The sequence below is a fragment of the Actinomadura sp. CNU-125 genome, from assembly GCF_001942465.1.
GTDB lineage: Bacteria > Actinomycetota > Actinomycetes > Streptosporangiales > Streptosporangiaceae > Spirillospora.
This window is the reverse complement of record NZ_MKJY01000377.1, coordinates 1-13,253: the sequence shown is the minus strand read 5'-3', so window position 1 is coordinate 13,253 and position 13,253 is coordinate 1. Positions and strand designations below refer to the sequence as shown.

Genomic DNA, 13,253 nt, shown 5'->3' with positions numbered 1-13,253 from the left:
ATGGGGGCGCGCGACTGACCGCGCTCTCTTCGATATGGGCTCAGCCGAGGCGGAAGGCGTGGAGTGCGGTGCCGTGGGCGGCGGCGAGGATGGGGCCCGCGCTGTCGAACACCCAGGGCTCGGTGGAGGCGGGGGTGCTCACGGGGTGGTTCCAGACGAGCCGTCCCGTCTCGGCGTCCCAGGCGTAGAGGCCCGGGTCCGCGGTGTCCGCGACGCCGGTGCAGATCAGCCCGCCGGCGGCGACCAGCGGGGCGCCGTCGGAGACGGGGGCGTCGGCGGACCAGACGCGTCCGCCGGTGCGGGCGTCGAGGGCGACGAGCCGCGGGCCGTCCATGATGTGGACGCGGTCGCCGTTGACCAGGAAGCCGCGTGTCCGGCCGCCGGGGGAGGACGGCGTGTAGGTCCATCGCCGCCGCCCGGTGGACTCGTCCAGGGCGTAGATGGTCGGCCCGGGCACGTAGAGCAGCCCGTCGGCCACCCGGACGTTGGGCAGGAGCATGCCGTCGGCGTCCCTCGCGGCGTCGGGGAGGTCGGCGCTCCAGACCTTCCGGCCGGTGCCGGTCGACAGCGCGTCGAGGGTCGTGCGGGAGGAGCCGACGAAGAACAGGTCACCGTCGCGCGGCATGAGGAGCGTGTTGTCGAGCGGCTTGGACCACCGGACCTCGCCCGTCGTGATGTCGAGTGCGAGGTGCCGGTTCGCGCCTTCCTCCTCGAACGCTACGACGAGGAGGGTGCGGCCCTGGACGCCCTGCGGAGCGAGGGACGACGCGTGCGGCCGCTCGCGGGTCCAGAGCAGGCCGCCGGTGGCGGGATTCAGGCCGATGACCGTCCGGTCTCCGACGAGGGCCAGCAGGCCGTTGGACGGGGCCGCGAGTTCGGGGTACCGGTATTTCGCCGGTGGCTCGTAGGTCCACTTGACCGTGTGGGCGTCGTCCGTCGCGACGACCGCGCCGCCGGAACCGGCCGTCGTGTAGACGAGCTCCGGTCCCGCGACCAGCCGGCCCGTCTCGGACCAGGTCTGACGCCCGGTGCCCAGCGAGTAGCCGCGGAGGTCGTCCGCGAAGGTCCCGCGAGCGATCACGATGATCGACCGGCGGCGGACCGCGAGGTCGATGTCGTCCCGCTCCTCGATCTCGGTTCGCCACAGCGGCTTCGGGGGAGCGAGCCGCCGTCGCGTCCCGGGCCGGGTCACGGCCAGTGCCGCGGCGGTGCCGCCGCCGATGGCGGCGAGTCCGACGGCGGCGGCCCCGCCGACCAGCAGCCGTCGCCGCGTCCGGGCCCTGACGAGCGTGCGCATGTCCAGGACGAGCGTGTCCTCCCGCTGCCGCAGCTCGTCGCCCATGTCGCCGGGGAGCCAGCCGGGCGCGACGGGCTCGGCGGCCAGGAGCGACGGGAGCAGCTTCGCGGGCGGGCGCCGGTCGGGGTCCCGGCCGAGGCAGGCGGTCACCAGCCGGACCAGGGACGCCGGTACGCCGTGCAGATCGGGTTCCTCGTGCAGGGTCCGGTGGACGATCGCCGGGACCGCGCCCTTCCCGAACGGCGGGCGGCCGGTGGCGGCGAAGGCCAGCACGGCGCCGTAGGCGAACACGTCGGCGGCCGGGGTGAGCCGCGCTCCGCGGATCTGCTCGGGCGACATGTAGCCGGGGGAGCCGATGAACCGGCCCTCCGCGGTGAGCGTGGCGGTGTCGGCGGCCTTGCTGATGCCGAAGTCGATGACCTTGGGGCCGTCCTTGGCGAGCAGGATGTTGGCCGGTTTGAGGTCGCGGTGCAGCAGGCCCGCCTCGTGGATCGCGACCAGGGCCTCGCCCAGTCCGGCGCCGAGGGTGCGCAGCAGCGGCTCGGGCATGGGCCCGTACCGTTCGACCGTCTCCTTCAGGCTGAGGCCGTTGACGTACGCGATCGCCAGCCACGGGACGGTGCCGTCGGGTTCGGCCTCGACGACCGGGCCGGTGAACGCCCCGCCGACCTTCCGGGCGGCGTCGACCTCGGCCCGGAACCGGGCGCGGAACTCGGGGTCTCCGGCGAGTTCGGGCCGTACGACCTTGACGGCCACCGCCCGTCCCGCCGGGGACGCGCCCAGGTACACCACGCCCATGCCGCCCTCGCCGAGGCGCCGCAGCAGACGGTACCGCCCGATGCGTTCGGGATCGCCGGGCTCCAGCGCCGTCATCGTCCCGCCTCGAAGCGGTAGAGCCGCTTGTGGTCGGTCGCGAAGACCGACGAACCGGACACCGCGACCTCCCAGCCGGCCTGCGACTCCGCCGGTCCCCGGTGCGCCCACCGTGCCCGGCCGTCGGTCCCGGCGACGAGAACGCCCTGGGCCGGGCCCTCCTTCTCGTTGAAGGCGGCCGCGACGAGGGCGTCGCCCGCCGCGAGGTGTCCCCGGTGGTCGGCGAACGGTTCGGGGGCGACCAGCGTCCAGCGGGGGGCGCCGGTCGCCTGGTCGTAGGCCCGCAGAACCTCGTGCTTGAAGATCACGTCGGCGCCCGCGGTGACGACGGTGTCGAACTGCTCGTCGCTGTTCCGCGTCCACAGGGACTTTCCGGAGGCGGTGTCGAACGCCTGGAGGGTGTCGCCGAAGTCGCCGAACAGCCGCCCGCCGGCGACCGCGAGGTCCAGGCTCGCCCCGTCCCGCCCGCCGCCGCTCCCGGACCAGGTATGGACCCAGCGGTCGCGGCCCGTGACGGGGTCGAGGGCGGCGAGGGACCGGTCGGAACTGAGGTAGACGCCGGTCTCGTCGACGGCTCCGGAGAGCAGGCCCTCGTCGGAGCGGTGCCACCGGATCTCGCCGCTGTCCAGGTCCAGCCCCCAGGCGTCCGTCGGCGAACGCACGAGGATCGTGTCGCCGGCCACGCCGGGGACGAACGAGGGGCGGACGGCGCGCGGCGTGGGAAGGTTCGCGACCTCGCCGGACCGGACGTCGACCAGCGTGATCGTCCGGTCGTCGAAGTCGCCGATCACGCCGCCGATGACGACGAGCGTCGATCCGCGGGCGAGGTTGCCCGCATACGCGGGGTTGGCCTTCTCGTGCGCCCACAGCCGCCGCCCCGTCCGGGCGTCCACCCCGTACATCTCCTCTCCGCCGCCCCACAGGACGACATCGCCCGCCACCCGCACCATCGACGTCCCGGTTACGGGACGCGGCGGGGTGAACGTCCACGCGGGCGGCGGCGCCGTGCCGAGGGCGGTTCCCCGGGGAGCGGGCTCGGCGGGGGCGGAGCGCCCGCGGGTCAGTGTCCAGCCCGTCGTCCCCGCGCCGATGCCGGCCACGGCGACCGCGGCGGCCAGCCCCAGGATCCGGCGACGTCCGACCTTGCCGGCCTCCCCGTCGTCGACCCGCGGCGTCGGCGGGGGCGGCGTGACCGGCTCCGTCACCGCCCTGGTCGCCTCGGCCTCCCTGGCCGCGACCTCCCGGCGCAGCGCGGGCGAGTCCAGCGCCCGAGGATCGACCGGGGTCAGCGCGGCGAGCACGGACTCCAGGTCGGGACGTTCGGACGGTTCCTTGGCCAGGCAGGCGGCCAGCAGCCCACGCAGCGACGCGGGGACGCCGTCGAGGCACGGCTCTTCGTACATGACCTCGTACAGGACCGTGGCCGGGTCCCGCTCGCCGAACGGCTTGGCGCCCGTCGCCGCGTAGACCAGCACCCCCGCCAGCGAGAACACGTCCGCCTCGGGTCCGGCGTCCCTGCTTTCGGTGATCTGCTCGGGAGCCATGTAGGCCAGCGTGCCGATCATGGCGTCGGTGCCGGTGAGCCGCGTGGCGTCGGTGACCTTGGCGATCCCGAAGTCGATGATCCTGGGACCGTCCTCGGCCAGCAGGACGTTGCCGGGCTTGAGGTCGCGGTGCACCAGGCCGGCCGCGTGGATCGCCTGCAGCGCTTCCGCCAGTCCCGCGCCCAGTGCGCGGACGGCGGGTTCGGACAGCGTTCCGGCGCTCGCGAGGGCCTCGCCCAGCGTGGGCGCGGGGACGTAGCCGGCGGCGAACCAGGGCTGCGGCGCGTCGGCGTCGGCATCCAGCACCGGGGCCGTGTAGAGCCCGCTCACCTTCCTCGCGGCGGCGACCTCGCGGCGGAACCGCTCCCGGAACCCCGCGTCGTCGGCGAACTCCCGCCGGACGACCTTGAGCGCGGCCGGTCGGGCGCCCGGTGACCGGGCGAAGTAGACGATCCCCATTCCGCCCGCACCGAGCCGGGCGAGGATCCGGTACGGGCCGACCGACACCGGATCCCCTGGCCGCAGCGACCGCACGTCCACCTCCGCCTTATATGAACATCTATATCTATTCGGTGAAAGGGGGCGCGCACAACCCGGCCGCCGCTCGGCCGTCCGCCGAGGACTCGGGCCCGGCGAGGCCGTCCGGTACCGGATCGCTCAGGGACGAGGGGACGAGCGGAGCAGGTAGTCCTCGACGAGCGCGAGCACCTCGTCGTGGCCGTCGGTGATGCCGATCGCGCCGTCCATGGACAGGATGCGGGCGAGCGCGGCGGCCAGGACGGTCACGGCGGCGGGGGTCGGCCCCTCGGGGACGTCGGCGTTCCGGTCGTCGCGGACTCGTTCGATGATCTCCTGCTGCCGCAGCCGGAACCTGCGGGTGTAGTCGGCCAGTTCGGTGCGGACGGCCGGCCGGTGGTTGGCCAGGGCGATGAACTCGACGGTCAGGGCGCTGTTCTGCGGTTCGCTGCTGACCTGCCACAGTGCGCGCAGCGGGTCGTCGGCCCGTGCCGCGTCGTCCAGCCGTTGGAGGCTGGCCTCGGCACCGCGCCGGAAGACGGCCAGGAACAGCTCGTCCATCGTGCGGAAGTGGTAGTAGACGAGGGCCTGGTTGACGCCCGCCTTCGCGGCGACCTTGCGGGTCGTGACCGCGGCGTACCCCTCGTCCAGCATCAGCCGCGTCGCCGCGTCGAGCAGTGCGGTCCGGGTCTTGGAGTCCCTGGTCGGTGGGGTGTCGCTCATGTCGCTCTCGATCGCGGGGTGGGACGGATCCGCCGGTGCCCGGCGCCCCGGTCACTGTAGCGGGGCCTTGACCCGGGCGATGGACCGGTGTTAGGCATGTGCCCAAGCAAAGTTTAGGCGATCGCCTAAGAGGGCGATGCGCCCGACGGGTCTTGCGAGAATGCGATTCTCAAATATTTGATATATAACTCTTATACGGATCATCAACATCGGAGAGGTGGGGAATGACCGTCACGTTCACCGCACTGGAGCCGTTCGGCGTCGAGGTCACCGGCGCGTCCGGCGGACGGCTCGTCGATCGGCGCGCCGCGGACGAGTGCAGGGCCGCCCTGGACGAACACGGGGTCGTGGTCTACCGCGAGCTCGACATCGGGGACGACGACCTGGTCGCCTTCACCCGGCTGCTGGGGGAGCCGCTGGTGTCGAAGACCGGCGAGCACCGGCATCCCGAGATCGACACGATCACCCTGGATCCGGGCAGGACGAACGCCGCGCTGGCGGCCATGCGGCGGGGCAACTTCCACTGGCACATCGACGGGGCCACCATCGACGTCCCGCAGAAGGCCACGCTGCTCACCGCCCGGGAGGTCGACCCGGCGGGAGGCGACACCGAGTTCGCCAACACCTTCCTCGCCTACCGGGAACTGCCCGAGGCGGAGAAGGCGGAACTGGACGGCCTGCGGGTGGTGCACAGCTTCGCCGCCGCGCAGAGCAGGGCCGTCCCGGACGCGTCGGAGCGGGAACGCGCCGCGTGGGAGCGGGTGTCGTCCAGGACCCACCCGCTGGTGTGGACGCGGCGGAACGGGCGCCGGTCGCTGCTCGTGGGCGCCACCGCGGGCGAGGTCGTCGGGCTCCCGGCGGAGGACGGACGGGCGCTGCTCGACCGGCTGACCGAATGGGCGACGCGGCCGCGCTTCGTCCTGCGGCACCGCTGGCGGCGGGGTGACCTCGTCATCTGGGACAACACCGGGATGCTGCACCGCGCCATGCCGTTCGAGCCGACGTCGCGGCGGCTGATGCACCGCACGACCCTCGTCGGCGAAGAGGCGGTGGCCTGACGTGACTGGCGAAGAGTTCGAGGCGCTGCGGCGCGACGTCCGGTACCTCAAGGACCGGGCCGACATCCTGGACTGCGTCGCCCGCCACGCGCGCGGCTGCGACCGCCACGACGCGGACCTGATCGGCGGCGCCTACCATCCGGACGGCGCGGACGAACACGGGTTCGCCGTCAACTCCGGCGCGGACTACGCGGCGTGGGTCAATCCCGCGCACGCGGCGACGTCGCGGACGCACCTGCACAACATCACCACGCACTCCTGCGAGATCGACGGGGACGTCGCGCACTGCGAGAGCTACTCGCTCGTCGTCCTGCTCGGCCGGGACGGGCGCACCGCGCAGATCATCAACGGGCGCTACCTCGACCGCCTCGAACGGCGGGACGGCCGGTGGCGCATCGCGCTGCGCCGCTCCACCGTCGAGGCGATGTTCACCGCCGACGCCTCGGTGCTGAAGTCGCCGTTCTTCACCGAGCAGGGCTACCCGAAGGGCACCCGCGACACCGACGACCTGTCCTACCGGCGCCCGCTGCTCCTGGACGAGCCCGCCCCGGCCCGCTGGTCGGACGAGGAGGCCGCCCGGTGACGCCGGCGCTTCGGCCGGCCGTCGAGGCGGGTCGCGGCGGCGGGCACCGCGGTGCTGCTCGGCCTCGCCGGCGCCCCGGCCGCGAGCGCGGCACCGCGGGCGCCGGAGTGCGCGCCCCGGGAACCCGGCGGGCCCCTGCAGGTCACGGCCGACTGCGTCGACCCCATGTACGACCAGCCGGTCATCGACGGTGAGAGCGACGTGGCCCGTCCGGTCCCGCACCGCCGGGTCTCGGGGCACTTCGCGGGCACCGACGTCCGGTTCAACTTCTACTTCCCGGCCGGGAACCGGTGGGACGGCCGGTTCCACCAGCTCGTCTACCCGACGCAGGACGCGAACGCCACGGCCGAGAGCATCGCGTCCGGTGCGGACGCCGGCGCCTACACCGTCCAGGTCACGGGCACCGCCGGCTATCGGGCCGACGCCGCCGCGGCGAAGTTCTCCAGGACGGTCGCCGCACGGCACTACGCGTCCGCGAAGGACCGGATCCACGGCTACGTCTACGGCGGCAGCGGCGGCTCGTACCAGACGATCGGCGCGATGGAGAACACGACGGGCGTCTGGGACGGCGCGGTCCCGTTCATCCCCGGGGTCCCCACGTCGATCCCGAACAACTTCTTCGTCCGCGCCTTCGCCCGGTTCGTCCTGGAGGACAACGCCCCGCGGATCGCGGACGCGTCCGTCCGGGCGGTTCGGGCGACCCGTACGCCGGGCTCACCCGTGTCGAACGGTCGGTGCTGCGCGAGGTCACGGCCATGGGCGTACCGCTGCGCGCGTGGCAGAACCCCTCGTACGTCCTCGGGCTGGACGCCCCGGACGGCCTGCTCGGCTTCGCGGGCGCCGTCAAGGCGATGGACCCGACGTACGCGGACGACTTCTGGACCGAGCCCGGCTACCTGGGCACCGAGCGGTCGCCGCTCGGCGACCTGTTCCGCGCCGCCCGCGCCGACCACGACCCGTGGTCGCTCGCGCTGCTGGCCTACCACCGGCACCAGGTCCCGACGCGCCCCGGCTTCGACGCCTGGGACCAGTTCCGGGACGAGCACGGACGACCGATCTACCCGCAGCGTCCCGTCGAGGTCGGCCCGGCGATCTCCACGGGCGTCAGCGGCGGCGGCACCCATACTGGCCGCTTCACCGGCAAGGTGATCATGGTCGCCAACCTGCTCGACACCGACGCGTTCCCATGGCACGCCGACTGGTACGCCGAGCAGGCGTCCGGGCCGTCCGGCCGGAACCTCCGCGTCTGGTTCAACGACAACGCCGACCACATCGGCGCCCACCTGCCCGGCGTCGTCGACTACACCGGCATCCTCCAGCAGGCGCTCCGCGACGTGGCCGCCTGGGCCGAACGCGGCGTGGAGCCTCCGCGCTCGACCCGCCGCCGCGTGACGGACGGACAGGTCGCCGTGCCCGCGAACGCCGCCGCCCGCCGGGGCGTCCAGCCCGTCGTCGACCTGACCGCCCGCGGCACCGACCGGATCGACGTCCGCGCCGGCCGTCCCGTCACCTTCCGGGCGAAGATCCAGGTCCCGCCGGGGACGGGCGAGGTCGTCTCCACCGCCTGGGACCTCATGGGCACCGGCGAGTTCACGCGGTCGCCCCTCCGCCGTCCCGGACGCACCGTGCACGTCCGGGCGACGCACACCTACACCGAACCCGGCACGTACTACCCCGTCCTGCGCGCCGCTTCGCACCGCGACGGCGACACCTCCACCCCCTACGCGCTCGTGCGGAACCTCGACCGGGTGCGAGTGGTGGTCCACGAGTGAAGGAGCCCCCATGCGCATAGGCCTGACCGGCGGCGCCGCGACGCCCGACAAGATCGTCGAGCAGGCGAAACGGGCGGAGGCCGACGGCTTCGCCTCCCTGTGGTACGCCAGCATCGTGACCGGCGACCCGCTGGCGCCGATGGCCGTCGCCGGACGGGAGACCTCGGCGATCGAGCTGGGCACGGCCGTCCTGCAGACCTACCCGTGCCATCCGCTGCTGCAGGCCAACCGCGCCGTCTCCGCCGCCGCCACCATGGGACGCCCGGGCCTGACGATCGGCATCGGCCCCTCCCACGAGCCGATGGTCCGCGACGTCTACGGCATGTCCTACGACCGGCCCGGCCGCAGCACCGAGGAGTACATCCGGATCCTCACCGCCCTGCTGCGCGGCGAAGACGTCGACTTCCGGGGCGAGGACTGGTCGACCCGCAGCAGCGGCCGCATGGCGCCGGTCGCCGAGCCCGTCCCCGTGCTGCTGTCGGCGCTGTCGCCCCGGCTGCTGCGCGTGGCGGGCCAGTACGCCGACGGCACGATCCTGTGGATGGCGCCGGTGAAGGCGGTCGGCGAGCACATCGCGCCCCGCATCCACGCCGCCGCCTCCGCCGCCGGACGTCCGGCGCCGCGCATCGTCGCGGGGCTGCCCGTCGCCGTCCACGACGACGTCCCCGAGGCCCGCGAGGCGGTCGCCGCGACCGCCGGGGCGTACGCCGGGATGCCCAACTACCGGCGCGTGATGGACATCGGCGGCGCGTCGTCGCCCGCCGAGGCCGCGCTCGTCGGCGACGAGACGTCCGTCCGCAAGCAGCTCCAGTCGCTGCTGGACGCCGGAGCCACCGACATCTGGGTCAACATCGTCGGCGTCGGCCCCGACCGCGCCGCCTCGCGCCGCCGCACCCGCGACCTCCTCCGCGAACTCGCCACCCCGCCCGTCCGGCGGGAGGCGGGCCCGTGAGCGCGTGACGGCCGACCCCCTCCGCATCGTGCCGGAGGGGGCCGACCCGCGGTCCCTTCGATCACTCAGACCCCGGCGGGTCCGGGGCCACCGTGCATGTAGAGGGTCTGGCCGGAGCAGAAGCTCGATGCGTCGGAGGCGAAGAACAGGACGCCGTAGCCGATCTCCTCGGGCTCGCCGAGGCGTCCCGAGCCGTTGGTCATGGCGATGGCGTCCACGTCGATCCCCTGCCGGTCCGCCTCGTCCAGCAGGGTCGCCGCCCGGACGGCCCCGACCGCGATGGTGTTGACCCGGACGCCCTTGCGCGTCCACGCGGCGGCCAGCGAACCGGTCAGGTTGTTCACCCCGGCCTTCGCGGCGCCGTACGGGGCGGCCTGCGGCATGGCCAGCAGGCTCGCACCGGACGAGATGTTCACGATCGAGCCCTTGCCGCGTCGGAGCATCGGCTCGGCCGCCGCGCGGGACAGGAAGAAGACGCTGCCGAGGTTGAGCGCCAGGACCCGGTCCCATTCGTCGTCGGTCCACTTCATCGGCCCCTTGGTCGGCGCCCCTCCCGCGCAGTTGACCAGGACGTCGAGGCGGCCCGTCTCCCGGACGGTCGTGTCGACGAGCGTCCGGCACTGCTCCGGGTCGGTGACGTCGGTGGGGACGGCGAAGGCGCGGCGCCCGAGGCCCTCGATCTCCTCGGCGGTCGCTTCCAGGGGCCCCCGCCGGCGCCCGGCAAGGACGACGTCGGCCCCGTGTTCGGCGAGGACCAGGGCGGTGCCGCGTCCGATGCCGGTGCCGCCGCCGGTGACGAGGGCGACCCGTCCGTCCATGTCGAACCCGCCGCTCATGTGACCGCACCTCCGTTGACGCCGATGACCTGGCCGGTGATGTATCCGGCCTCGTCCGAGCACAGGAACGCGCACACCGCCGCGATGTCGTCGCCGGTGCCGAGCCGCCCGGCCGGGACCATCCGCGCCAGGACGTCCGAGCCCGGCAGCAGCCCGGACTCCTGGGCGGTGCGCAGCAGCGGCGTGTCGGCCGTGAACGGCGGGACGGTGTTCACGGTGACGCCCTTGGCGGCGTATTCGAGCGCCAGGGCCTTGGTCAGGGCGATCACGCCGCCCTTGGACGCCGAGTAGTGCGCCTGGCGCGGCGTCCCGGTCTGGCCCGCGGCCGACGACAGCGTGACGATCCGTCCCCAGCCCGCGGCGGCCATGTCGCCGATCGCGGCCTGCGCGCAGTGGAACGTCCCGGTCAGGTTCACCGCGATGGTGCGGGCCCACGCGTCGGCGGTGAGTTCCTCGAACGGGACGAATCCCGACACGGCCGCGCTGGTCACCAGGATCTCGACCGGCCCCAGCGCCGAGCGGACCTCGGCGAACGCCTCCTCGACGGAGGCCCGGTCGGCGACGTCGACCTCCGCGCCGACGGCCTCGTGTCCCCGCGCGGCGAGGTCCGCCGCCGCCCGTCCGGCGGCGTCGGCGTCGAGGTCGAGCACCGCGACGCGGCCGCCCCGCCGGGCGAGGTGCGCGCAGATCGCCAGCCCCAGCCCGGACGCGCCGCCGGTCACGACCGCGACCCGGCTCAACCGCTCGTCCTCGGACGCATTTCGCCCACCCACTTCTTCTCCCGGAACGGCGCATCCCTGCTATACGAACGTATAGCAAGCGCTGTACGATCGTGCAACACCGTCCGAGGAGGAACAGTGAGCGATCTCCACTACGACCCCTACGACGTCGAGATCGACCGCGATCCGTATCCGACCTACCGGCGGCTGCGCGACGAGGCGCCGCTGTACCACAACGAGCGGCAGGACTTCTGGGGGCTGAGCCGGTTCGCCGACGTGGACGCCGCCCTCAAGGACGTGACGCGGCTCAGCTCCGCCAAGGGCGACATCCTGGAGGTGATCAAGGCCGACCCGGTCATGCCGCCCGGCGTGTTCATCCACGAGGACCCGCCGCAGCACACCGTCCACCGCGCCCTGGTCTCCCGCGCCTTCACCCCGCGCCGGATGCGGATGGTCGAGGACAAGGTGCGTGCCTTCTGCGTCGCCTGTCTGGACCCGCTGACCGGCGCCGACCGCTTCGACTTCGTCACCGACCTCGGGGACGAGCTGCCGATGCGGGCCATCGGCATGCTGGTCGGCATCCCCGACGCCGAGCAGCCCAAAGTGCGCGACTACGCGCAGAGCAACCTGCGCAACGAGGCCGGCAAGCCGATGGCGATCAACAAGGAGCAGTACTTCGACGGCGCCATGTACGCCGAGTACGTGAACTGGCGGGAGAAGAACCCCTCCGACGACCTCATCACCGAGCTGCTCGGCGTCGAGTTCGAGGACGTGGACGGCCGCGTCCGCAAGCTCACAGGGGACGAGATCGTCACCTTCCTGACGGTGATCGCCGGCGCCGGGGTGGAGACCACCGGACGCCTGTTCGGCTGGATGGGCAAGGTCCTGGCCGAACACCCCGACCAGCGCCGCGAACTGGCCGCCGACCGCTCGCTCGTCCCCAACGCGATCGAGGAACTGCTGCGCTACGAGCCCCCGGGCCCGCACGTGGCGCGGTACGTCACCGAGGACGTCGACTACCACGGCACCACGGTGCCCGCCGGAGCCGCGATGCTGCTCATGGTCGCGTCCGCCAACCGGGACGAGCGCCGCTTCGACGACCCCGACCGCTTCGACGTCCACCGGAAGATCGGCACGCACGTCACGTTCGGGCACGGCGCCCACTACTGCCTGGGCGCCGCCCTGGCCCGCATGGAGGGACGCGTCGCCCTCGACGAGGTGCTGAACCGCTTCCCCGACTGGGCCGTCGACCTGGCCGCGGCCCGCCGATCCCCGACCACCACGGTGCGGGGCTGGGACACGATGCCCGCGATCGTCGACCGGGGGTGACCCGAACGGCGGGCGCGCTCAGGCGCGTCCGCCCTCGGGCTCCACCGAGTCGAGGAACTCCTCGAACTCCTTCACGACACCGGCGTGCGTGGCGGCGATGCCGACGCCCTCCTCCAGCCGGACCAGCTTGGGAATCCCGGTCACCAGGAACAGCAGCGTCTCCGTCGACAGTTCCCCGAGCATCGGGGACTTCCCCCGCGACGCTTCCCCGAGAGCCTGGAGTTGCAGCCGCCGCACCCGCTCCGTCCACTCGGTGATCTCCGAGCGGATGGACTTGCGGTGGTTGCCCAGAGCGAGGAACTCGGTCGTGAGCGCCGCCGCCGACTCGTCGCTGCTGTACTCCCACAGGACGTGCAGCGGCTGGTCGGGGCGCGCCCGCAGGCCCTCGGCGAGCTTGTCGAGGTTCTGCTGCGACCGCCGCCGGATCGCCGCGATGAACACGTCGTCGAGCGTGGGGAAGTAGTACTGGACGAGCCCGGGCGTCACGTTCGCCCTCGCGGCGATGGCGCGGTAGGAGACCCCGGCGTAGCCCGTCTCCAGCATCAACCGCTCGACGCAGTTCAGCAGGATGTCCCGCGTCTTGGATGTCTCGGTGCCCACGCGCCGGGGGGATGCCATTCACGACCTCGCTCTCGTACCGCACGGACATTGTCGCAGAGGAGCCGGTCACGTCCCGGGAGTGGGCGGGCATGGCGACGGGCGCGGGTTCCCGTGGACCCGCGCCCGTCGGTCCGTCCGTCCGTACAAGGATCACCGCGAAGGGGCGGCTCCCCACGACGACGGCGAGTGGAACGCCTCCAGCTTCTTCTCCGGGGCGACGACGCGGTGGCTGCGCGGGCGGATCGACACGTCGTGGTCGGCGGACGCGGCGCGCAGCGCCCCGACCGTCGCCTCCGCCTTCGGCACGTGCGCGAACGGATCGAACGAGTACCAGCGCATGGCGTTCTCGTGCGTCATCTTGTCGATCTCGTCGTCCGGGACGGCGTTGGCCTCCAGCACCTCGTGAAGCTGCTCGGGCGCACCGGGCCACATCGAGTCGCTGTGCGGATAG

Annotated in this window: 12 protein-coding genes; 5 read left to right on the top strand and 7 right to left on the bottom strand. The window is 73.2% G+C overall.

Annotated elements, in window-relative coordinates; genetic code table 11:
- Positions 1 to 40 precede the first annotated feature (40 nt).
- From BJF79_RS33995 to BJF79_RS33985, 3 genes are all read right to left on the bottom strand, one after another.
- Positions 41 to 2,170: a serine/threonine-protein kinase gene (locus BJF79_RS33995; protein WP_075903609.1), complete on the bottom strand. Its 2,130-nt coding sequence runs from the start codon at positions 2,168 to 2,170 to the stop codon at positions 41 to 43.
- A complete protein-coding gene (locus BJF79_RS33990; RefSeq protein WP_158079373.1) occupies positions 2,167 to 4,254 on the bottom strand; it encodes a protein kinase domain-containing protein in 2,088 nt (695 codons plus the stop codon). Before BJF79_RS33990 ends, BJF79_RS33995 begins: the two co-directional genes overlap by 4 nt.
- Before the next feature lie 117 nt (positions 4,255 to 4,371).
- Positions 4,372 to 4,953 carry a TetR/AcrR family transcriptional regulator gene (locus BJF79_RS33985; RefSeq protein WP_075903605.1) on the bottom strand — a complete coding sequence of 194 codons (582 nt, stop codon included), beginning with the start codon at positions 4,951 to 4,953 and terminating at the stop codon, positions 4,372 to 4,374.
- A 224-nt stretch (positions 4,954 to 5,177) separates the two neighbouring features.
- On the opposite strand from BJF79_RS33985, the gene BJF79_RS33980 reads away from it, so the two are divergent.
- The 4 genes from BJF79_RS33980 (at position 5,178) to BJF79_RS33965 (ending at position 9,318) form a co-directional block, all read left to right on the top strand.
- Positions 5,178 to 6,011 (top strand): TauD/TfdA dioxygenase family protein, encoded by an 834-nt coding sequence (locus BJF79_RS33980; protein ID WP_075903603.1) that lies wholly within the window; start codon positions 5,178 to 5,180, stop codon positions 6,009 to 6,011.
- A gap of 1 nt (position 6,012) precedes the next feature.
- Entirely contained in the window at positions 6,013 to 6,594 is a 582-nt protein-coding gene (locus tag BJF79_RS33975) for a nuclear transport factor 2 family protein (protein WP_075903601.1), read from the top strand.
- A 755-nt stretch (positions 6,595 to 7,349) separates the two neighbouring features.
- Positions 7,350 to 8,366: a PKD domain-containing protein gene (locus BJF79_RS62875; RefSeq protein ID WP_262402957.1), complete on the top strand. Its 1,017-nt coding sequence runs from the start codon at positions 7,350 to 7,352 to the stop codon at positions 8,364 to 8,366.
- Positions 8,367 to 8,376: 10 nt separating this feature from the next.
- A complete protein-coding gene (locus tag BJF79_RS33965) occupies positions 8,377 to 9,318 on the top strand; it encodes a TIGR03564 family F420-dependent LLM class oxidoreductase (RefSeq protein WP_075903599.1) in 942 nt (313 codons plus the stop codon).
- Positions 9,319 to 9,383: 65 nt separating this feature from the next.
- Here BJF79_RS33965 and BJF79_RS33960 read toward each other — a convergent pair whose 3' ends face one another.
- Together BJF79_RS33960 and BJF79_RS33955 are read right to left on the bottom strand one after the other, a co-directional pair.
- The gene (locus BJF79_RS33960) at positions 9,384 to 10,154 is read right to left on the bottom strand and encodes an SDR family NAD(P)-dependent oxidoreductase (RefSeq protein WP_075903597.1); all 771 of its coding nucleotides are present in this window, start codon (positions 10,152 to 10,154) and stop codon (positions 9,384 to 9,386) included.
- Positions 10,151 to 10,894, bottom strand: coding sequence for an SDR family NAD(P)-dependent oxidoreductase (locus BJF79_RS33955; RefSeq protein WP_075903595.1), 744 nt, complete (start codon positions 10,892 to 10,894; stop codon positions 10,151 to 10,153). Before BJF79_RS33955 ends, BJF79_RS33960 begins: the two co-directional genes overlap by 4 nt.
- 117 nt (positions 10,895 to 11,011) lie before the next feature.
- On the opposite strand from BJF79_RS33955, the gene BJF79_RS33950 reads away from it, so the two are divergent.
- On the top strand, positions 11,012 to 12,202 hold the full coding sequence (locus BJF79_RS33950; protein ID WP_075903593.1) for a cytochrome P450: 1,191 nt from the start codon (positions 11,012 to 11,014) through the stop codon (positions 12,200 to 12,202).
- Positions 12,203 to 12,220: 18 nt separating this feature from the next.
- On the opposite strand, the gene BJF79_RS33945 is transcribed toward BJF79_RS33950, so the two are convergent.
- Complete coding sequence (locus BJF79_RS33945; protein ID WP_262402956.1) at positions 12,221 to 12,802, bottom strand: TetR/AcrR family transcriptional regulator; 582 nt, start codon at positions 12,800 to 12,802, stop codon at positions 12,221 to 12,223.
- A 150-nt stretch (positions 12,803 to 12,952) separates the two neighbouring features.
- A partial coding sequence (locus tag BJF79_RS33940; protein WP_262402955.1) for a hypothetical protein occupies positions 12,953 to 13,253 on the bottom strand: 301 nt, incomplete at its 5' end.

Excerpts from the sequence above, each read along its gene's own strand:
- BJF79_RS62875 (WP_262402957.1), top strand. The coding sequence starts at position 7,350 with ATGGGCGTACCGCTGCGCGCGTGGCAGAACCCCTCGTACGTCCTCGGG.
- BJF79_RS33995 (WP_075903609.1), bottom strand. The coding sequence starts at position 2,170 with ATGACGGCGCTGGAGCCCGGCGATCCCGAACGCATCGGGCGGTACCGT.
- BJF79_RS33985 (WP_075903605.1), bottom strand. The coding sequence starts at position 4,953 with ATGAGCGACACCCCACCGACCAGGGACTCCAAGACCCGGACCGCACTG.
- BJF79_RS33980 (WP_075903603.1), top strand. The coding sequence starts at position 5,178 with ATGACCGTCACGTTCACCGCACTGGAGCCGTTCGGCGTCGAGGTCACC.
- BJF79_RS33965 (WP_075903599.1), top strand. The coding sequence starts at position 8,377 with ATGCGCATAGGCCTGACCGGCGGCGCCGCGACGCCCGACAAGATCGTC.
- BJF79_RS33960 (WP_075903597.1), bottom strand. The coding sequence starts at position 10,154 with ATGAGCGGCGGGTTCGACATGGACGGACGGGTCGCCCTCGTCACCGGC.